This is a genomic window from Brenneria goodwinii, from assembly GCF_002291445.1.
GTDB classification, from domain to species: Bacteria; Pseudomonadota; Gammaproteobacteria; order Enterobacterales; family Enterobacteriaceae; genus Brenneria; species Brenneria goodwinii.
The window spans coordinates 1,877,867-1,897,083 of sequence record NZ_CP014137.1; the positions used below are offsets into that span (position 1 = coordinate 1,877,867).

A 19,217-nucleotide genomic window follows, 5' to 3' on the forward strand; every position below is an offset into this window, starting at 1 on the left:
TCGTTATTTACTCCACACTTTCATAACAGTGCATATTTTACGCGATCACCATCACACTATTTATTTTTTCGGTGGGTAAAATAAATCCGGCAAACTGTTGATTTACAGTTGATAGCTAGAACGAGAATTCATTAAATACCATGAATTCATTGTGGAAATTTCACCTATTGGACAACCAGATTAGATTCTTTCGACTATACAGATACTGTAACGGTTAATCGTCTATCGTCAGGCGTTAACCCTATATCCCGATACATTACACACACAATTTGATCGTGAATAATGAGGAGGTAGCAAGTGAGTATTGCAATAATGCTATGCACTCACGGTACCACCGCAGGGCCGCTGCTTAAAACAGCCGAAATGATTCTGGGTGAACAACAAAACGTTGCCTGGATAGATTTCATCCCCGGTGAGAATGCTGAAACGTTGATGGAAAAATATCAGGAGAAGTTATCCCATCTAGATACTTCGCTTGGCGTATTGTTTTTAGTCGATACCTGGGGGGGCAGTCCTTTTAACGCTGCCAGCCGTATGGTAACGGACAAGGAGAACTACGAAGTTATTGCCGGGGTAAATATTCCCATGCTGGCGGAAACGTTTATGGCTCGGGACGATAATCCGGCATTTGCCGATCTGGTTTCCATTGCCCTTGAAGCTGGCCGGGACGGCGTGAAAGCGTTGAAAGCGCAAGAGCAGCAGCAGAAAACCACTGCCGTATCCCCTCCTCCTAAAGCGCCCGCCGCGGCTCCCGTTGCCGGTACCGGCGGCCATATGAAGATCGGATTGGCGCGTATCGATGACCGTTTGATTCACGGTCAGGTCGCCACCCGCTGGACCAAAGAAACCAACGTCGCCCGCATTATCGTGGTCAGTGACGAGGTTGCCGCCGACAACGTGCGCAAAACGTTATTGACGCAGGTTGCGCCGCCGGGCGTTACCGCTCATGTGGTCGATGTGGCGAAAGCGATTCGCGTTTATAACAACCCGAAATACGCGTCCGATCGCGTTATGCTGTTATTTACCAACCCGACCGACGTACTCACGCTGGTTGAGAATGGCGTAAAAATACCCTCGGTCAACATTGGAGGCATGGCATTCCGGCAGGGGAAAACGCAGGTCAATAATGCGGTTTCCATTGATGAAAAAGATATTGCCGCATTTAAGGAGCTGGATAAACGCGGGATTGAATTGGAAGTTAGAAAGGTTTCAAGTGATACCAAGCTCAAAATGATGGACTTAATCAATAAGATGGCTCGTTAGCACATTCATAAATAACGCTGTTTAACGATTTATTTTATACCCAATAGATTTCGAGGTGCAGGAAGGCGGCAATCGAGTGAATCTCCTGGAACTTACTCAAGTAAGTGACTGGGGTGAACGAGAGCAGCCAACGCATCTGCAACTTGAAAGATTAAGGGGATACTCAGAAACGTTTTTCATAGGAGAAGTACAATGGAGATTACCACGCTTCAAATTGTGCTGATATTTCTCGTAGCTTGCGTCTCGGGGATGGGATCGATTCTTGATGAATTTCAGTTCCACCGTCCGCTTGTCGCCTGTACGCTTATTGGTGCGATACTTGGCGACCTGCAAACCGGGATCATTATCGGCGGTACATTGGAAATGATCGCTCTCGGCTGGATGAACATTGGCGCGGCGGTCGCGCCCGATGCGGCTCTGGCTTCCATTATTTCAACCATTCTGGTCATTGCGGGCGGACAGAGCGTCGGTGCGGGGATTGCACTGGCTATTCCGTTGGCTGCGGCGGGCCAGGTACTGACGATTATTGTCCGCACCATTACCGTTGCCTTCCAACACGCGGCCGATAGCGCGGCGGAACGCGGTAACTTGAGCGCCATCAGTTGGCTGCACGTATCAGCCTTGCTCCTTCAGGCAATGCGTATTGCGATCCCGGCCGTTATCGTTGCGATATCTGTCGGTACGGATGCCGTTCACGCCATGTTGAATTCGATTCCGGATGTCGTCACCAACGGCCTGAATATCGCCGGCGGGATGATTGTGGTCGTCGGTTATGCCATGGTCATCAACATGATGCGCGCCGGCTATCTGATGCCGTTCTTCTATCTCGGTTTCGTTACCGCCGCATTCACCGATTTCAACCTGGTCGCGCTGGGCGTCATTGGCGTGGTCATGGCCGTGCTGTATATCCAGCTCAGCCCGAAATACAACAAGGTGCAGGGTCAACCTGTGGCGGCCGGCAACAACGATCTTGATAACGAACTGGACTAATAGGAGTGAGAGAAATGGTTGAATCAACTAATGTCAAAAAACTCACTGCCAGCGACATTCGCGGTGTGTTTATTCGCTCCAACCTGTTCCAGGGGTCATGGAACTTTGAACGTATGCAGGCGCTCGGCTTCTGTTTTTCCATGGTGCCGGTGATCCGCCGTCTTTACCCTGAAAACTCGGAAGAGCGCAAGCAGGCGATTAAGCGCCACCTGGAGTTCTTCAATACCCAGCCGTTTGTCGCCGCCCCGATCCTGGGCGTGACGATGGCGATGGAAGAGCAACGCGCGAACGGCGCGCCGATTGATGACGGTGCGATCAACGGCCTGAAAGTCGGTCTGATGGGACCGCTGGCGGGCGTCGGCGACCCGATATTCTGGGGCACCGCCCGTCCTGTCTTTGCCGCGTTGGGCGCAGGTATCGCCATGAGCGGCAGCCTGCTGGGCCCGGTTCTCTTTTTCGTCCTGTTCAACCTGGTCCGACTGCTGGTTCGCTACTATGGCGTCGCTTACGGCTATCGTAAAGGCGTGGATATCGTGAGCGATATGGGCGGCGGTTTCCTGCAGAAGATGACCGAGGGGGCATCGATTCTCGGCCTATTTGTCATGGGAGCGTTGGTCAATAAATGGACCCACGTCAACGTTCCGATGGTGGTTTCAAGGGTAACCAACCAAAACGGAGAAACCACGGTGACCACGGTTCAGTCAATTCTGGACCAGCTCATGCCGGGATTGATTCCCCTACTGCTGACATTCGGCTGTATGTGGCTGTTAAGACGTAAGGTGAACGCCCTGTGGCTCATTATGGGGTTCTTTGCCATCGGTATCTTTGGCTATTGGATCGGCCTGTTAGGTCTGTAATACGTTAATCTGCCGGAGGCCGCGCCTCCGGCAGATGCTATTCTGAAGCATAATTCAACGCGGAAAGCCGCATTGCCGAGTAAACTACCCCCTTCCCACCTTCACGCCTGGAGTTATCTATGACGGGTACGGATATCGCTCTGATTTTATCAATCGCACTGGCGCTGGCTTATGCCATCTATGACGAGTTCATCATGGATAGGTTAAAAGGCGAAACTCGGCTCCGCGTGTCGCTGAAGCGCGTAAACCGCCTGGATGCCCTGATCTTTATCGGTTTGGTGATCATTCTTATTTATCGAAATGTGATGAATAACGGTGCGATAATTACTACTTCGCTTTTGCTTTCTCTGGCATTTATGGCGATCTATCTTGCCTATATTCGTCGTCCTAAGTTGTTGTTTAAATCAACAGGTTTCTTTTATGCCAATATATTTATCCTTTATAATCGAATTAAGAACATGAATTTATCCGAAGACGGCATCCTGGTAATTGACTTAGAAAAACGTCGATTATTAATACAGGTAAACCAGCTTGACGATCTGGAGAAAATATATAAATTCATGGTTGAAAATCAATAAGATATCGTTTTTACATTATGAATTTAAAATATTATTAAACATTCCATTAACTTGTTTGTGGTATTTTATCCCTATCAATCTCGTTGTTATTTTATGCAATAACTATTCATTTTTATTAAATGAAAATCATTATCAATCGCATTGTTAACACGTAATTTTTTTATTGTTGTTTGATCTATAAATAATATGTTAAGGTTGCGCCGTCATTGGGGAGTAGCCGGTTTCTGAAACCTAATTCAGAAATGCTCGTATCAACATACTCGTTTTATATGCAGGATAATTTATAAAACGTGGTGCGGGCGGCCGATGGGCAGGCGAGACCATAGACACGATGATCATCATGAGGTTGGGGATGATCGACGTGGATATGGAGAAACACCCAGCCGAGGCTACTTAACATGAACCTATCAGCTACACTCATCCTTGCTTTTGGCATGTCTATGGATGCCTTCGCCGCGTCTATTGGTAAAGGCGCCGTATTACATAAGCCTAGATTTCGCGATGCCGTGCGGACCGGCCTTATTTTTGGCGTGATAGAAGCCATTACGCCGTTAATCGGCTGGGCGCTTGGTTTCTTCGCCAGTCGGTACGTTCTAGAATGGGATCACTGGGTTGCCTTCAGCCTGTTGTTTATCCTTGGCGTGCGGATGATTATGAATGGCAGCCAAACGTCGAAAAGTTCTCACAAAGAGCAAATCAGAAAACATAGTTTGCCTCTCCTGATTTGCACCGCTATCGCCACCAGTCTGGATGCCATGGCGATAGGCGTAGGATTAGCCTTTCTGCAGGTCAATATTTTTCACACCGCGATGGTTATTGGCTGTGCGACCATGATTATGGTGACGTTGGGAATGTTAATCGGGCGCTATATCGGCCCTCTTCTGGGTAAAAAAGCGGAAATCGTCGGCGGCCTGGTGCTCATCGGTATTGGCTGCAATATCCTCTACGAACATATTGGCTATCTGGCCTGATCCCCTGTTACGCCACCCGCGATGATGTTATCGGCGCAGGGAATGTCTTCCCTGCCCGTATTCGGTTATCAAATCAACCTGTAGCGACTTTTAACGATGAAGAGTATATACCGATTATCGGCAGGCGCTGTTATCATCGACACGCTGGTGTAGCCGGATAATAAAATCGGTCTCGCAGGTGAATTGATCGGTTTCCTGTAATTTTTTACCGACTTCCGGCGTCGCTCGCCAAGCGAACGGCGTCATCTGTAACAATGCGGCCCCTTCCTGCCCCGACAGTTGCATCGGGTATGCCAACGTTTGCTGCTCCATCAACTGAAAGCCAGACAGCGTTTCCTCTCTGTTCGGATGTAACTGCACCCGATCATAGACTTCCGCCTTTAATTGATAAAGATGCCGCGGCCCCGGCGATACGGTAACCACCCATCCTCCCGCTTTGACGGTGCGTTGTAATTCAGCATCATTACAGGGCGCATAAATTTTCAATAGCGCATCCAATGACCGATCGCTAAACGGCAGTCGTTGACTTGATGCGACGCAATAATCAACCTCCCGATAACGCTTCGCGGCGCGTTGTATCGCGGCCTTTGAAACATCCAATCCATAAACCACCATTGCTGGCCGACGTTGCTTAAGGCGGTCAGCCAGAGCAGAGGTGTAATATCCTTCCCCACAGCCGATATCCAGCAACGCGGCGGCGGTATCCGGTAAGATCTCATTAATGCGCTGCGTAACATAGTCACGCAACGGTTGGTAATGCCCCGCATCCAGAAACATCCTGCGCGCCTGCATCATTTCAGCACTGTCGCCCGGTTGTTTGGAACGCTTGAACTGCACCGGCAATAAATTTACATAACCTTCTTTCGCACAATCAAAGTGATGGCGACCACAGCTCCATTGCTGTTTTATTCGGTGTAATGGTTGCTGACACAGCGGGCATTGATAAGCCATCAGCATGTTTTCCTGCTTCAAAAAGAGTATTTATTAAATATCAGACAACAAAAAACCCGCACCAAGGCGGGTTTTGCAACGTAAGCGGTTATTACAGCGCGGTAACGTTGACTGCAGATGGACCTTTCTGACCATCTTGGATTTCGAACTCTACGCTCTGGCCTTCAGCCAGCGTTTTGAAACCGTTGCCTTGAATTGCAGAGAAGTGTACGAATACGTCTTTGCTACCGTCAGCAGGAGTGATGAAGCCGAAGCCTTTAGATTCATTGAACCACTTAACCTGACCTTTAATCTTTGCCATTTCAGATATTTCCTTTAATTGTTTAAACCGCCAGAGGCGTATACAGACAAACCAAAGTCGTTACTGCGTGAGGCACTAAGATAAGGATCGGCAGAGAAGCGGTATTCAACGCTAACGTTTGTACTCAAGACTTCTTTACTGAAAATGCCATTCATATACAGAACTGTACCTCGTTTTACCCAAGTGCGTTATTACACACTCCGCAGTTGATGGCAAGCCATTTTTTACCACTAGTAGACCTGCCGCACAGATTGACGCCGTTGATAAGCGACTAAATGCGCAATAACACACTAAATCTCTGTAAATAATAGGGTTAAGCATATTTTTTACTGATGAATCCCACCATTTACATATAGCTATAGAAAACACCGTCCGTGGCGTAATTGCAACCATTACGCCACGCCATAGGAAAATACGATGAGATTAACGGCTGACACGAAAACGCGCGGATAAACGCGGGAATGATAGCGATAACATATTGATTATATTTACAATATATCGCCACCATGAATGCTATGTTTTTCGACAGGGTCTCAGATCGGAAAGTAAGAAACAATCGTTTTGCTTTCTTTTCTGGATTAATTCCCTATTAACATCACAATAAACAGTGGAACCAACAGAATAAGTAAAAGCCAGCTTGCCAGTTTCCAACGTCTTTCGGATTTGATGCTCATATCTTTGTTCCTCGCAGGATAAAACCTATGCCAAAACCCCATTCATAATGTTTTATCGGCAACACTCGCCATTTTTTTAGCCCTTGGTTGTATAGCGGACGATTGCGATTTATTCCCTATGAACAGTGCGAATATTCCCCATTAGCATTAGACTTACGTTGCAAGGTTGATTGCGTTTTATTAAATTAGAGCAGCATGTTTGTTACTGAAGAGGCAATATGGGTTTTTCCCACATAGACATACAGCTAGCCCCCCGCCGAGTCATCCAACGCGCCGCCACCTTCCATCTGTCTCTTGACTTAAATGATATTGATAATTATTCTCAAAAATTATTCACAGCTTGTAAGGATATATGCATGATTGGTTCTCTGGCCCGGTTACCCCCTTTTTGGCATCGCATTATTTTGTCTTGCGCCCTACTCTTCACGTCCGTGTCCGCCGCCTCTGCCGCGGAAAAACTCAAAGTGGTCACCACATTCACCATTATTCAGGATATTGCGCAGAATATTGCCGGGGATGCCGCCACGGTAGAATCCATTACCAAGCCCGGCGCCGAGATCCATGATTATCAGCCCACGCCACGCGACATCGTTAAAGCGCAGTCCGCTCAGTTGATACTCTGGAACGGTATGAACTTGGAACGCTGGTTTGAGCGCTTTTTTGAAAACGTTAAAGATGTTCCGGCGGTGGTGGTGACGGAAGGCATTACCCCGCTTCCGATCCGCGGGGGCAGCTATAACGGGAACCCCAATCCCCACGCCTGGATGTCGCCGTCGAACGCCCTAATCTATATTGAAAATATCCGGGCGGGATTGGTGAAATATGATCCGGCCAATGCGGAAATCTATAACCGCAACGCTAAAACCTATGCAGAAAAGATCAAAGCGATTGATTCGCCATTGCGTGACCGACTGTCGCGCATTCCCGAACAGCAGCGTTGGCTGGTTACCAGCGAAGGGGCATTTAGTTATCTGGCGAATGATTACCAATTCAAGGAAGTCTATCTATGGCCGATCAACGCCGATGAGCAAGGTTCTCCTCAACAGGTGCGTCATGTGATTGATACCGTTCGGGCGGAAAAAATCCCGGTGGTATTCAGTGAAAGCACCATCTCGGATAAACCGATAAAACAAGTAAGCAAAGAAACCGGCGCCAAGTATGGCGGCGTACTTTATGTTGATTCCCTGTCGAACGAAAAAGGCCCGGTGCCCACCTATATTGACCTGTTGCAAGTGACGGTAGATACCATCGCTAAAGGATTTGATCAATGAGCAGTGATACAATGACAACACAATCATTAGAGGTCAATGATGTCTCCGTCACCTACAGTAATGGACATCAGGCAATTCGGCATGCTTCTTTCGCATTGAGCGGCGGCACCATCTGCGCGCTGGTGGGCATTAACGGCAGTGGAAAATCCACCTTATTCAAAAGCATCATGGGTCTGGTGAAACCCACGGCAGGGCAAGTGCTGCTGAACAAAAAACCCATTATTCAGGCGCTGAAACAGAATCTGGTTGCCTACGTTCCCCAAACCGAAGACGTCGACTGGAACTTCCCGGTACTGGTCTCCGATGTGGTGATGATGGGACGCTACGGGAAAATGAATTTTCTACGCATTCCCAGCCAGCGGGATCGCAGCATCGTCGCTGAATCACTGGAACGCGTCGGCCTTACGGCCTTACACCACCGTCAGATAGGCGAATTATCCGGCGGCCAGAAAAAACGGGTTTTCCTGGCACGCGCGCTGGCGCAGCAAGGCAGCGTTTTGCTCTTGGATGAACCCTTTACCGGCGTCGACGTAAAAACGGAAAATGCGATTATCGATCTGCTGCGCACTTTACGCGACGAAGGGCACCTGATTCTGGTTGCGACGCATAACCTCGGCAGCGTGCCGGAATTCTGCGATAACGTCATCCTGGTGAACGGAACCGTTCTGGCGTCGGGCCCGACGCACAGTACCTTCACCCAGAGTAACCTCGAAAAAACCTTTGGCGGCGTGCTGCGTCATATCAATCTCGGCGGGCCTAATCTTCATGACGACGACGATGCCCGCACGGTGACCGTACTGACCGATGACGAACGCCCCGCTGTTTTCTATGGCTCCACCAAGAGCGATCCTCCCGCCGTCCGCCATCTCCCGGAGGAGAAAAAAACACGATGATCGACACCTTATTGCAACCCTTCGGCTACAACTACATGGTTAACGCTATCTGGGTCAGCGCGATTGTCGGCGGCGTTTGCGCATTTCTTTCTGCCTATCTGATGCTGAAAGGCTGGTCGTTGATGGGCGATGCGTTGTCGCACTCGGTAGTGCCGGGCGTCGCCGGAGCCTATGCCTTAGGACTGCCGTATGCCGCCGGCGCTTTTTTTACCGGTATGCTGGCCGCGCTGGCGATGACGCTAATCCGCCACATCACCCGCCTGCGTGAAGACGCGGTGATCGGTTTTATCTTTTCAACGTTTTTTGCCGTCGGACTGCTCATCATCTCGCTCAATCCCACGTCCGTTAACGTGCAGTCGATTATTTTCGGCAATATTCTGGGGATCGCCGATGAAGACATCCTTCAGGTGGAGATCATTATTGGCGTCACCTTCGTGATCCTCTGTCTGCTATGGAAAGATCTGCTGGCGGTGTTTTTTGATGAAAACCACGCCCGCTCCATTGGCCTTTCCCCCCTGAGGCTGAAGATTCTTTTCTTTACCCTGCTCAGCGCCTGCACCGTCGCCGCGTTACAAACCGTTGGGGCGATTCTGGTGATCGCGATGGTGATTACCCCCGGCGCGACCGCTTATCTGCTCACCGATCGTTTCAGCCGTCTGGTGCTGATTGCCATCGCGCTCGGCGCATGCACCAGCGCCATCGGCGCTTATCTGAGTTTTTTCCTTGATGGCGCCACGGGGGGCGTTATCGTTACGCTGCAAACCGCCGTCTTCCTGCTGGCATTTCTGTTCGCACCCAAGCATGGCCTGTTGGCGTCGCGTCGCTTACGCCAGCGCGATCAACCGGGGAACGTACAATGAACCTGATTCTGAGCTGGGTAATCGAACCGCTGTCCTACTCGTTTATGCAGCGTGCGCTTATCGCCGCCATTGTCACGGGAGCCGTCTGCGCGGTGTTGTCCTGTTATCTGGTGCTGAAAGGCTGGTCGCTGATGGGAGACGCCATCTCTCACGCCGTCTTGCCCGGTATTGTGGTCGCTTTTTTACTGGGGATCCCGCTGGTTATTGGCGCGTTTGTCTCCGGCATCTTTTGCGCCGTCGCCACCGGGTACGTAAAAGATCACAGCCGGGTCAAGGAAGATACCGTCATGGGGATCATTTTTTCCGGCATGTTCGCGCTCGGGCTGGTGCTGTTTGCCCGTATTGATACCGATCAACACCTGAATCATATTCTGTTTGGCAACGTGCTGGGCATTACCGCCCAGGAACTGACCCAGATACTGTCGATCGCTTTCGTCACGCTATTCGTGATTCTGCTCAAACGCCGGGATTTCATGCTCTACTGCTTTGACCCTAATCACGCGCGCGTTATTGGTCTGCCGGTAAAACTGCTGCATTATGGATTGCTCTGCCTGCTGGCGTTAACCATCGTCGCGTCATTGCAGGCCGTCGGCGTTATTCTGGTCATTGCGATGTTAATCGCGCCAGGTATCATCGCGTTCATGATATGCAAGAGCTTTGACCGTATGCTGGTCGTGGCGACGCTGGTATCCGTGGTGTCCTGTATTGCCGGTACGATAATCAGCTTCCATATCGACGGCGCGACCGGGCCCTGCATCGTCATTGTCCAGGCGCTGTTTTTTACCATCGCATTAAGCTATCACCAGTTGAAACTGCATCGCCGCGCCGCCGCGCAGATTTCAACCGATCCATCATAGTCCGACAGTGCGTTAAACCGGCGGTTTTTCTCCCGCCGGTTTAAACGGTCATCGCCAACGGCTTTATTTTCATTAACGGCTATACTTTTTTCCGGGTTTCTCTTTGCTAGCGTAACCAATCATCATCACTGTGCGACAGGTTCAGTTTTTATCGCGTTCCATGAATTACCGTAACGATATTACCCGGCGGAGATCCAGCGGGTATCAGGCGACGTCAACGGGAGGATGGTCTTATGTGGCAAGCTATCAGCCGGCTTTTGGAAGAACATCTCGGTGCTGCTGAAATTCAGGAACGCCGGGAACTGTCAGGTGGCGAGATCCACCCTGCCTGGTATATCCGCTACGGCGACCATGAGGTATTCGTCAAATTCGACGTACGTGAAATGCTGCCGAAATTCACCGCGGAAGCCGATCAGCTGGCATTACTGTCGCGCAGCAATACCGTAAACGTTCCCGAGGTGTATGGCGTCGGCAGTTCCCGTGATAATAGTTTCTTACTGTTAGAGTACCTGCCGGTAAAACCGCTGGACGCCCACAGCGCCTGGTGTCTTGGTGAACAACTGGCGCGTTTGCATCAATGGAGCGATCAGCCGCAGTTCGGCCTGGATTTTGATAATGACCTGTCGACGACGCTTCAGCCCAACTGCTGGCAGCGCCGCTGGTCATCATTTTTTGCCGAGCAACGGATTGGCTGGCAGTTACAGCTGGCCGCGGAGAAAGGCATGCACTTCGGTGATATTGAAACCTTGATAATACGTGCTGAAGCGCAATTAGCCGGACATCAGCCGCAGCCGTCACTGCTGCATGGCGATCTGTGGCCCGACAATTGCGCCAATAGCAGTAATGGATGCTATCTGTTTGATCCGGCATGTTATTGGGGAGACCGAGAGTGTGATTTGGCGATGCTGCCTCTATACCCGGCGCTTCCGCCGCAAATTTACGATGGCTATCAGAGCGTCTGGCCGCTGGATAAAGGGTTTATCGAACGTCAGCCCGTCTATCAGATTTACTACCTGCTTAACCGCGCCAATCTGTTTGGCGGTAAACACATTGTCTCCGCCCAGCAGGCGATAGAACAACAGCTCTACGACTAGCGCTACGTTTTGTCTGGCGCAATTAATGCGCCAGAATAGCGACTAAGCTAGCAGCCCCAATAACCGTAACGCAATATAACCGAGACCCGCAATAACGATCGGCAAAATATAGAGCGGGAAAAATTGCAGGAAAATGGTGTGATGCGGCACCACGACGCGTGACTCCAGTTTTTCGCGTGAATTGCCTTCAACGCCCTTCACTTTCTCTAGAATCATCTGATCTTCAATCCCTTCACGAATGGCCTTCGCCTGCCGGGACATGCGGGCGCCGGAACTCTGTAACGCCAGACCAATAAAGATCAAGATATAAATCAGCCAAAACATCAGGCTGGCGGATTTAAAAAAACTCGAAAAATCGGGAACCGGCGAGTTGTACCAGAAGATATTCAGAAATGGCGTATTAAAACGCGTCATATCGATCATCAGATGCAGAAAGTCCAATAACACCGCATCAATGCCCTGTTTTTTCTGGGTATAAGCATAAAGATAATTCGCAAATGAAATAATGGTGGACAGCAAAGCCGGAATAAAAATTATCCATCCCGCGATACGTTTAACCACGGCTATACGGCCAGCCTGTTGATACGTCATGAGTTCCCCTTCTGAACGACGCTATTTTTACAACAAACAGTATATACTCAATAAATTTCAAGATGCAGGAAGGCATCACCTATCTGAACCTTATTTTACCTATTACGGAGCTGATGGCATGATCTCTACTTCCCCTATCCGCGCGGCGATTTTTGATATGGATGGCCTGCTGATTGATTCAGAACCCTTGTGGGACATGGCCGAACTTGAGGTCATTGCATCGTTGGGGATTGATACCTCGTTACGCGAATCCATGCAGGACACGCTGGGATTACGCATCGATATGGTCGTTGATCTCTGGTATCAGCTGGCGCCGTGGAGCACCCCGAGCCGGGAAACGATCGTCAAGCGTATCATTGAGCGGGCGATGGAACTGGTGGATGAACGCCGGCCTCTATTACCGGGCGTCGAGTATGCGCTACAGTTCTGTCGTCAGCAAAATCTCAAGATCGGGCTGGCTTCCGCCTCGCCACTGCATATGCAAAAGCAGGTGTTGCACACGTTCAATCTGGCGCACTATTTTGACTTTCTGGCGTCGGCCGAACATCTGCCTTATAGCAAACCGCACCCGGAAGTCTACCTGAATGCGGCGCAAGGGCTGGATATCTCACCGCTGCGATGCGTGACCTTAGAGGATTCGGTGAACGGCATGATCGCGACGAAAGCCGCACGCATGCGCTCTATCGTGGTGCCGCAGCAGGAATTCAGTAACGATCCGCGCTGGGTTTTGGCCGATCACAAACTCGGCTCGCTGCAGGAGCTCAACGTCGAGCATATTGCATAAATCCGCAGATCATCTCGGCAGGGAAACCGTTGGCCGGAGCGGCGCCGGCCAACGGCAAAGCGGGTTAAAGGAAATCGGCGCGTTTAGGTGAAAAGGTATCAATCAGTATACTGCCGTCTTCCAGAGAAACCACGCCATGCATTTCATCCTTGACCGCCATATACGCATCGCCCGTCTTTAGAACACGTTTTTCACCTTCGATCACCACTTCAAAACTGCCGGCGGCGACATAGGCAATCTGATCATGGATGTCATGCTTGTGAGGCGTACCGACGGCCCCTTTCTCAAAATGCACGCAGACCATCATCAGCTCATCGCTCCAGGTTATGATCTTACGTTTGATGCCGTCGCCCAATTCTTCCCAGGGTGTTTCATCGTCAATAAAATAGCGTCTCATCCTCTCTCCTTTTCTTTCGTTTGCTCACCGGTACCGCGCAACATCGACGAGCGTGCCCACTACAAGCACTGACATTCTAGCCATGTCAGCGTGTTATGAAACATAAAATAAGTAAAACTATGACGTCCCTCAAGATTAAATAAAACATTATTTCATATTTATTGAATTCACGTCCCGGTAGAACTATTATCCCTACATCACAAGAAAGCACCGGGCAGGCCAAGATTCAGGTGACATTGTCACTGCCACGCGATGCCGCCTGTTCTGTCCGGCGCTTTCTCCTACGTTTTCCACGCGTTATTGATGCGTGTATGGAAGAGAGGCCAAGCAATGCAAGTACGTCAAAGCATTCATAGCGATCATGCCAGCCAGTTGGACACGGCCGGTTTGCGTCGCGAGTTTTTGATCGAGGAAATTTTTTCCGCCGATACCTATACCATGACCTATAGCCATATCGATCGCATCATTATCGGCGGCATTATGCCGCTGCAGGCGACGGTAACGATTGGCGGCGAAGTCGGTAAACAGCTCGGCGTCAGCTATTTCCTTGAACGTCGTGAGCTGGGGATTATCAATATTGGCGGCACCGGCATCATCGCGGTTGATGGGGAACGCTACGAGATCGGCAATGAAGAAGCGCTCTATGTCGGAATGGGCGTAAAAGACGTCCGTTTCACCAGCGCCGACGCGGCAAACCCCGCCAAGTTCTACTACAACAGCGCGCCCGCACATACATCCTACCCAACACGTAAAATCACGCGGGCGGACGCATCGCCGCAAACCGTGGGTGAAGATAGCAGCTGTAACCGTCGCACCATTAACAAATATATCGTCCCTGACGTACTCCCTACCTGCCAGTTAACCATGGGCCTGACCAAACTGGCCGAGGGCAGCCTGTGGAATACCATGCCTTGTCATACGCATGAACGCAGGATGGAAGTGTATTTCTATTTTGATATGGACGACGAAACGGCGGTTTTCCACATGATGGGGCAACCACAAGAAACCCGCCACATAGTAGTACAAAACGAGCAGGCGGTGATTTCACCGAGCTGGTCGATCCATTCCGGTGTGGGCACCAGACGCTACACCTTTATCTGGGGCATGGTTGGCGAGAATCAGGTTTTCGGTGACATGGATCACGTCAAAGTCAGCGAGTTACGTTAATCGCCTTCTGCCGGAATTACCGGTATTCCGTTCCCTACGTTAGCAGCTAACGACATCGTATTGTCGCTTATAGAGAGATTATGGCTATGATTTTAAATTCCTTCGATTTACAGGGTAAAGTTGCGATCATCACGGGTTGCGATACGGGTCTTGGTCAAGGTATGGCGGTCGGACTGGCGCAAGCCGGTTGTGATATTGTCGGCGTCAACATTGTCGAGCCGAAAGAGACCATTGAGAAAGTCACCGCATTAGGCCGCCGTTTCCTTAGCCTGACTGCGGATATGAGCAACATTGCCGGTCACGCTGAACTGGTTGCAAAAGCCGTTGCGGAATTCGGCAAAGTTGACATCCTGGTTAACAACGCCGGCATCATCCGTCGTGAAGATGCCATCGAATTTAGTGAGAAAAACTGGGACGACGTGATGAACCTGAACATCAAGAGCGTGTTCTTTATGTCCCAAACGGTTGCCCGGCAATTTATCAAGCAGGGTCATGGCGGTAAGATTATCAATATCGCGTCCATGCTCTCTTTCCAGGGCGGGATTCGCGTACCGTCTTACACGGCCTCCAAAAGCGCAGTAATGGGCGTTACCCGCCTGCTGGCCAACGAGTGGGCTAAACACAACATTAACGTCAATGCGCTCGCCCCCGGATACATGGCCACCAATAACACCCAGCAGTTACGGGCGGATGAAGAGCGCAGTAGAGAAATTCTGGATCGTATCCCGGCAGGCCGTTGGGGTTTACCGCAGGATCTTATGGGCCCGGCGGTGTTCCTGGCTTCCAGCGCGTCTGATTATATCAGCGGCTATACCATCGCCGTTGACGGTGGCTGGCTCGCTCGCTAATCCGTTTTCCCACATTGTTCCACCAATGATAAAGGCACAATTTACATTGTGCTTCAGACTGTTGATAAAGCCTGTTATTAGGAGAAACACGGGGTGAGGTTCCCGCAGGGACGCCTCACCCCGTGGTCGCTCCGGGTATCTCGATCTCATCACAATAGTTTCGTCATCAAACTCAGGCACAATTCACATTGTGCTTTTTTATTGTTTTTCATAAAGTTAATCAATCCCATTTTATAAAACCCTCTTTTTAAAAAAAATCAAAACAACGTTCCGACTTTGATCACACTTTCGATACTGCATACATGACGGCAGGGTGACTGGCACAATATAATCATTCAAAACAGCGTTTCTATTTATAAGGAACTATCTATCAGTTCCATGAGAAGAGACTCCATGAGCATTTTTGCCAATTTAAGCACCAGCAAAGAAACAACACTTGATGCGTGGATTTCCGCCCTGAAGAGCCACATTAAGATTATTCAGCAAGCCGGCCATAGTCGCATTCGTTCGACGCCGCTGCTGGCCGACGGATTCGATGTCCTGAACATGGAACCGGTCGTGTGGCAATTTCCGGATGGGCATCGTGCCCCAATCTCAAACTTTGCCAGTCAGCAGAACTGGCTAAGAACGCTCTGCGCGATGAGCGCCGTCACCGGGGAAAACCAATACCAACAGCAGGCTGAATCATTGAGCCGCTATTTTCTGGATCACTTCGTGGATGATAAGAGCGGACTGTTTTATTGGGGCGGTCATCGGTTTATCAATTTAGATACGCTGAAAAGCGAAGGCCCGGAGTCAAAAGCCCTGGTGCATGAACTCAAGCACCACCTACCCTATTACGCGCTGCTGCATCGCGTTGATGCCGAAAAAACGCGCCACTTCCTGCAAGGCTTTTGGAACGCGCATGTGGAGGATTGGGACGCATTGGATCTTGGGCGCCACGGCGATTATGCCAAACCCCGCGATCCCGATGTGTTCCTCCATCCTTGCCGCGACGTGGTTGACCCAGCCAAATGGCCGATCCTGCCGTTGACGAAAGGGCTAACGTTCGTAAATGCCGGAACCGATCTGATTTACGCCGCGTTCAAGTATGCGCAATATACCGGCGATCGCCAGGCAGCCAAATGGGGGAAGCATTTGTACCGTCAATACGTGCTGGCAAGAAACCCCGAAACCGGAATGCCGGTTTATCAATTCAGCTCTCCTTTGCAGCGCCAACCGCCGCCTGACGATGATAACCAGACGCAATCATGGTTTGGCGATCGGGCGCAGCGGCAATTTGGCGCGGAATTTGGCGCAATAGCCCGTGAAGCCAACGTGCTGTTTCGGGACATGCGCCCGCTGTTAATTGATAATCCGCTGGCGATGCTGGATATCCTGAAAACCCAACCTGATGCCGAAATACTTGGCTGGGTGATTTCCGGGCTTAAAAATTATTATCAATACGCCTATGACGCCGCCAGTAATACGCTGCGCCCAATGTGGAATGACGGTCAGGATATGACGGGTTACCGTTTTAAGCGTGACGGCTATTATGGCAAAGCGGGCACCGAACTCACCCTTTTTACGCTTGATGGTGATTATCTATTACCACTGGTGCGTGCTTATCGCCTGAGCGGCGACGATGATCTGTATGCGTTAATTAATACCATGTTGAATCGTCTGAACAATGAAGACATTCAGCAAATAGCCAGTCCGATTTTATTATTGGCCGTGATTGAGCTGGCCGAGCACGAACATTCAGAAAAATGGGGAATTTATGCCTGGCAATTAGCGGAAGTTTTGTTTGATAAGCATTTTCATCGCGGCCTGTTTGTGCGTTCAGCGCGCCATCGCTATGTCCGGCTGGATGATCCTATCCCCCTGGCTTTATTAACCATCATTGCTGCCTGCCGTTGCAAATTAAACGCTATTCCGCCGTTCTTAACGCAAGGTGGGTATGTTCACGGTGATTTTCGCATTAATGGGGTAAATAGAACTATTTATGACGTGGAGTTTATTTATCCAGAATTATTAACAAATTGATTGCATATATTCCAATAATTCACAATTACTAAATAGGTAAGCATTATGAATGAAAACAGAATGCTGGGGTTCGCCTATATCTCCCCCTATATTATAGGGCTGATAGTTTTTACCGCATTCCCCTTTATTTCATCATTGATACTCAGTTTTACCGAGTATGATTTAATGAGCCCGCCCGAATTTACCGGGATAGAAAATTATCATCGGATGTTCCTTGAGGATGACCTTTTTTGGAAATCCATGGGGGTGACCTTTGCTTATGTCTTTTTAACCATCCCGCTAAAATTAATTTTCGCGCTATTAATTGCTTTTGTGCTGAATTTTAAACTGCGCGGTATTGGTTTTTTCCGAACCGCTTACTATGTTCCCTCTATTCTAGGCAGCAGCGTGGCGATCGCCGTGTTATGGCGCGCGCTATTCGCTATCGACGGCCTGCTGAATAGTTTTCTCGGCGTGTTTGGTCTTGATGCGGTTAACTGGCTCGGCGAGCCCTCTCTGGCCCTGATGTCGGTTACGCTGCTGCGCGTCTGGCAGTTTGGTTCCGCCATGGTTATCTTCCTGGCGGCCCTGCAGAACGTACCGCAGTCACAGTACGAAGCAGCCATGATCGACGGCGCCTCTAAATGGCAGATGTTTATGAAAGTCACCGTGCCATTAATTACGCCGGTTATTTTCTTTAACTTTATTATGCAGACCACGCAGGCGTTCCAGGAATTTACCGCGCCTTACGTGATTACCGGTGGCGGGCCGACCCATTACACCTATCTGTTCTCGCTTTATATCTACGATACGGCATTCAAATATTTCGACATGGGCTATGGCGCCGCGCTGGCGTGGGTTCTGTTCCTGGTTGTCGCGGTATTCGCTTCGGTTGCCTTCAAATCGTCCAAATACTGGGTGTTCTATTCCGCCGATAAAGGAGGAAAAAATGGCTGACATACATTCAAACATCAATTCGGCTCAGGAAGTGGCGGCAATAGAGGTTCGCCGTACGCTGCGGAAAGAAAAAATCAGCGCCGCTATCCGTTACATCATACTGTTATTTGTCGGGCTGCTGATGCTCTATCCGCTGGCGTGGATGTTCTCCGCATCCCTCAAGCCCAATCATGAGATTTTTACCACGCTCGGATTATGGCCCGAACACGCCACCTGGGACGGGTTCGTCAACGGCTGGAAAACCGGGACGGAATACAATTTCGGTCACTACATGCTTAACACCTTTAAGTACGTGATCCCGAAAGTGATCCTGACCATCATTTCTTCCACCATCGTGGCATACGGCTTCGCCCGCTTCGAAATTCCCTGGAAGAACTTCTGGTTCGCCACGCTGATCGCCACCATGTTGCTGCCCAGCACCGTGCTGCTGATCCCGCAGTACATCATGTTCCGCGAAATGGGCATGTTGAACAGCTATATGCCGCTGTATCTGCCGCTGGCCTTTGCCACCCAGGGATTCTTTGTCTTCATGCTGATCCAGTTCCTGCGCGGCGTGCCGCGTGATATGGAAGAAGCCGCCCAAATCGATGGCTGCAACTCCTTCCAGGTTCTGTGGTATGTGGTGGTGCCGATCCTGAAACCGGCCATTATCTCGGTGGCGCTGTTCCAGTTTATGTGGTCGATGAACGACTTTATCGGTCCGCTGATTTATGTCTACAGCGTGGATAAATATCCGATTGCGCTGGCGCTGAAAATGTCCATCGACGTAACGGAAGGCGCACCGTGGAACGAAATTCTGGCAATGGCGAGCATTTCCATTCTGCCATCCATCATCATTTTCTTCCTGGCACAGCGCTACTTCGTACAGGGCGTTACCAGCAGCGGAATTAAAGGTTAATTGAGGATCTA

The 19,217-nt window shown here is 50.0% G+C and carries 21 protein-coding genes and 1 riboswitch; of the genes, 16 read left to right on the forward strand and 5 right to left on the reverse strand.

Annotated features, from left to right (window positions below; translation table 11 throughout):
• Positions 1–297: 297 nt before the first annotated feature.
• The 5 genes from manX to mntP all read left to right on the forward strand — a co-directional run bounded on the left by manX (position 298) and on the right by mntP (position 4,659).
• Positions 298–1,263 carry a PTS mannose transporter subunit IIAB gene (gene manX / locus ACN28R_RS08380; protein WP_048638997.1) on the forward strand — a complete coding sequence of 322 codons (966 nt, stop codon included), beginning with the start codon at positions 298–300 and terminating at the stop codon, positions 1,261–1,263.
• 192 nt (positions 1,264–1,455) lie between these two features.
• Positions 1,456–2,253, forward strand: a complete 798-nt coding sequence (locus ACN28R_RS08385; protein WP_048638998.1) for a PTS mannose/fructose/sorbose transporter subunit IIC — start codon at positions 1,456–1,458, stop codon at positions 2,251–2,253.
• A 14-nt stretch (positions 2,254–2,267) separates the two neighbouring features.
• Positions 2,268–3,110: a PTS mannose transporter subunit IID gene (locus ACN28R_RS08390; RefSeq protein ID WP_048638999.1), complete on the forward strand. Its 843-nt coding sequence runs from the start codon at positions 2,268–2,270 to the stop codon at positions 3,108–3,110.
• Between the two features lie 119 nt (positions 3,111–3,229).
• On the forward strand, positions 3,230–3,688 hold the full coding sequence (locus tag ACN28R_RS08395) for a DUF986 family protein (RefSeq protein WP_048639000.1): 459 nt from the start codon (positions 3,230–3,232) through the stop codon (positions 3,686–3,688).
• Between the two features lie 196 nt (positions 3,689–3,884).
• Positions 3,885–4,075, forward strand: a riboswitch (yybP-ykoY riboswitch).
• An 11-nt stretch (positions 4,076–4,086) separates the two neighbouring features.
• Entirely contained in the window at positions 4,087–4,659 is a 573-nt protein-coding gene (gene mntP / locus ACN28R_RS08400) for a manganese efflux pump MntP (protein ID WP_048639001.1), read from the forward strand.
• A 114-nt stretch (positions 4,660–4,773) separates the two neighbouring features.
• On the opposite strand, the gene rlmA is transcribed toward mntP, so the two are convergent.
• The 3 genes from rlmA to ACN28R_RS08415 form a co-directional block, all read right to left on the reverse strand.
• The gene (rlmA, locus tag ACN28R_RS08405; protein WP_095835765.1) at positions 4,774–5,610 is read right to left on the reverse strand and encodes a 23S rRNA (guanine(745)-N(1))-methyltransferase; all 837 of its coding nucleotides are present in this window, start codon (positions 5,608–5,610) and stop codon (positions 4,774–4,776) included.
• A 91-nt stretch (positions 5,611–5,701) separates the two neighbouring features.
• The gene (cspE, locus tag ACN28R_RS08410) at positions 5,702–5,911 is read right to left on the reverse strand and encodes a transcription antiterminator/RNA stability regulator CspE (protein ID WP_048639002.1); all 210 of its coding nucleotides are present in this window, start codon (positions 5,909–5,911) and stop codon (positions 5,702–5,704) included.
• Positions 5,912–5,925: 14 nt separating this feature from the next.
• Entirely contained in the window at positions 5,926–6,066 is a 141-nt protein-coding gene (locus ACN28R_RS08415; RefSeq protein WP_072065892.1) for a DUF2627 domain-containing protein, read from the reverse strand.
• An 875-nt stretch (positions 6,067–6,941) separates the two neighbouring features.
• On the opposite strand from ACN28R_RS08415, the gene ACN28R_RS08420 reads away from it, so the two are divergent.
• From ACN28R_RS08420 to ACN28R_RS08440, 5 genes are all read left to right on the forward strand, one after another.
• Positions 6,942–7,856, forward strand: a complete 915-nt coding sequence (locus tag ACN28R_RS08420; RefSeq protein WP_095834146.1) for a metal ABC transporter substrate-binding protein — start codon at positions 6,942–6,944, stop codon at positions 7,854–7,856.
• The gene (locus ACN28R_RS08425; protein WP_095834147.1) at positions 7,853–8,749 is read left to right on the forward strand and encodes a manganese/iron ABC transporter ATP-binding protein; all 897 of its coding nucleotides are present in this window, start codon (positions 7,853–7,855) and stop codon (positions 8,747–8,749) included. Before ACN28R_RS08420 ends, ACN28R_RS08425 begins: the two co-directional genes overlap by 4 nt.
• Positions 8,746–9,609, forward strand: coding sequence for a metal ABC transporter permease (locus ACN28R_RS08430; protein ID WP_095834148.1), 864 nt, complete (start codon positions 8,746–8,748; stop codon positions 9,607–9,609). Before ACN28R_RS08425 ends, ACN28R_RS08430 begins: the two co-directional genes overlap by 4 nt.
• Positions 9,606–10,466 (forward strand): metal ABC transporter permease, encoded by an 861-nt coding sequence (locus ACN28R_RS08435; protein ID WP_095834149.1) that lies wholly within the window; start codon positions 9,606–9,608, stop codon positions 10,464–10,466. The genes ACN28R_RS08430 and ACN28R_RS08435 overlap by 4 nt, the downstream gene beginning before the upstream one ends.
• 233 nt (positions 10,467–10,699) lie before the next feature.
• Positions 10,700–11,560, forward strand: a complete 861-nt coding sequence (locus ACN28R_RS08440) for a fructosamine kinase family protein (protein ID WP_095834150.1) — start codon at positions 10,700–10,702, stop codon at positions 11,558–11,560.
• Positions 11,561–11,602: 42 nt separating this feature from the next.
• Here the strand turns inward: ACN28R_RS08440 and ACN28R_RS08445 are convergent, their stop codons facing one another.
• Entirely contained in the window at positions 11,603–12,151 is a 549-nt protein-coding gene (locus ACN28R_RS08445; RefSeq protein WP_095834151.1) for a YniB family protein, read from the reverse strand.
• A 118-nt stretch (positions 12,152–12,269) separates the two neighbouring features.
• On the opposite strand from ACN28R_RS08445, the gene hxpB reads away from it, so the two are divergent.
• Entirely contained in the window at positions 12,270–12,935 is a 666-nt protein-coding gene (gene hxpB / locus ACN28R_RS08450) for a hexitol phosphatase HxpB (RefSeq protein ID WP_095834152.1), read from the forward strand.
• A 64-nt stretch (positions 12,936–12,999) separates the two neighbouring features.
• On the opposite strand, the gene ACN28R_RS08455 is transcribed toward hxpB, so the two are convergent.
• A complete protein-coding gene (locus ACN28R_RS08455; RefSeq protein ID WP_095834153.1) occupies positions 13,000–13,332 on the reverse strand; it encodes a cupin domain-containing protein in 333 nt (110 codons plus the stop codon).
• 330 nt (positions 13,333–13,662) lie between these two features.
• Here ACN28R_RS08455 and kduI point away from each other — a divergent pair, with 330 nt between their 5' ends.
• The 5 genes from kduI (at position 13,663) to ACN28R_RS08480 (ending at position 19,206) form a co-directional block, all read left to right on the forward strand.
• Positions 13,663–14,499, forward strand: coding sequence for a 5-dehydro-4-deoxy-D-glucuronate isomerase (gene kduI / locus ACN28R_RS08460; protein WP_095834154.1), 837 nt, complete (start codon positions 13,663–13,665; stop codon positions 14,497–14,499).
• An 86-nt stretch (positions 14,500–14,585) separates the two neighbouring features.
• Positions 14,586–15,347, forward strand: a complete 762-nt coding sequence (gene kduD / locus ACN28R_RS08465) for a 2-dehydro-3-deoxy-D-gluconate 5-dehydrogenase KduD (protein ID WP_048639957.1) — start codon at positions 14,586–14,588, stop codon at positions 15,345–15,347.
• Between the two features lie 393 nt (positions 15,348–15,740).
• Positions 15,741–17,372, forward strand: coding sequence for a pectate disaccharide-lyase PelW (gene pelW / locus ACN28R_RS08470; protein ID WP_095834155.1), 1,632 nt, complete (start codon positions 15,741–15,743; stop codon positions 17,370–17,372).
• A 45-nt stretch (positions 17,373–17,417) separates the two neighbouring features.
• Positions 17,418–18,308: a carbohydrate ABC transporter permease gene (locus ACN28R_RS08475; RefSeq protein WP_048639013.1), complete on the forward strand. Its 891-nt coding sequence runs from the start codon at positions 17,418–17,420 to the stop codon at positions 18,306–18,308.
• On the forward strand, positions 18,301–19,206 hold the full coding sequence (locus tag ACN28R_RS08480) for a carbohydrate ABC transporter permease (RefSeq protein WP_048639014.1): 906 nt from the start codon (positions 18,301–18,303) through the stop codon (positions 19,204–19,206). Before ACN28R_RS08475 ends, ACN28R_RS08480 begins: the two co-directional genes overlap by 8 nt.
• The last annotated feature ends 11 nt before the right edge of the window (positions 19,207–19,217 follow it).

Coding starts and splice junctions, on each gene's coding strand:
- ACN28R_RS08420 (WP_095834146.1), top strand. CDS start 6,942: ATGATTGGTTCTCTGGCCCGGTTACCCCCTTTTTGGCATCGCATTATT.
- hxpB (WP_095834152.1), top strand. CDS start 12,270: ATGATCTCTACTTCCCCTATCCGCGCGGCGATTTTTGATATGGATGGC.
- ACN28R_RS08475 (WP_048639013.1), top strand. CDS start 17,418: ATGAATGAAAACAGAATGCTGGGGTTCGCCTATATCTCCCCCTATATT.
- ACN28R_RS08435 (WP_095834149.1), top strand. CDS start 9,606: ATGAACCTGATTCTGAGCTGGGTAATCGAACCGCTGTCCTACTCGTTT.
- ACN28R_RS08430 (WP_095834148.1), top strand. CDS start 8,746: ATGATCGACACCTTATTGCAACCCTTCGGCTACAACTACATGGTTAAC.
- ACN28R_RS08390 (WP_048638999.1), top strand. CDS start 2,268: ATGGTTGAATCAACTAATGTCAAAAAACTCACTGCCAGCGACATTCGC.
- ACN28R_RS08425 (WP_095834147.1), top strand. CDS start 7,853: ATGAGCAGTGATACAATGACAACACAATCATTAGAGGTCAATGATGTC.
- ACN28R_RS08395 (WP_048639000.1), top strand. CDS start 3,230: ATGACGGGTACGGATATCGCTCTGATTTTATCAATCGCACTGGCGCTG.
- ACN28R_RS08455 (WP_095834153.1), bottom strand. CDS start 13,332: ATGAGACGCTATTTTATTGACGATGAAACACCCTGGGAAGAATTGGGC.
- kduI (WP_095834154.1), top strand. CDS start 13,663: ATGCAAGTACGTCAAAGCATTCATAGCGATCATGCCAGCCAGTTGGAC.
- ACN28R_RS08445 (WP_095834151.1), bottom strand. CDS start 12,151: ATGACGTATCAACAGGCTGGCCGTATAGCCGTGGTTAAACGTATCGCG.
- rlmA (WP_095835765.1), bottom strand. CDS start 5,610: ATGGCTTATCAATGCCCGCTGTGTCAGCAACCATTACACCGAATAAAA.
- kduD (WP_048639957.1), top strand. CDS start 14,586: ATGATTTTAAATTCCTTCGATTTACAGGGTAAAGTTGCGATCATCACG.
- mntP (WP_048639001.1), top strand. CDS start 4,087: ATGAACCTATCAGCTACACTCATCCTTGCTTTTGGCATGTCTATGGAT.
- ACN28R_RS08385 (WP_048638998.1), top strand. CDS start 1,456: ATGGAGATTACCACGCTTCAAATTGTGCTGATATTTCTCGTAGCTTGC.
- cspE (WP_048639002.1), bottom strand. CDS start 5,911: ATGGCAAAGATTAAAGGTCAGGTTAAGTGGTTCAATGAATCTAAAGGC.
- pelW (WP_095834155.1), top strand. CDS start 15,741: ATGAGCATTTTTGCCAATTTAAGCACCAGCAAAGAAACAACACTTGAT.
- ACN28R_RS08440 (WP_095834150.1), top strand. CDS start 10,700: ATGTGGCAAGCTATCAGCCGGCTTTTGGAAGAACATCTCGGTGCTGCT.
- ACN28R_RS08480 (WP_048639014.1), top strand. CDS start 18,301: ATGGCTGACATACATTCAAACATCAATTCGGCTCAGGAAGTGGCGGCA.
- ACN28R_RS08415 (WP_072065892.1), bottom strand. CDS start 6,066: ATGAATGGCATTTTCAGTAAAGAAGTCTTGAGTACAAACGTTAGCGTT.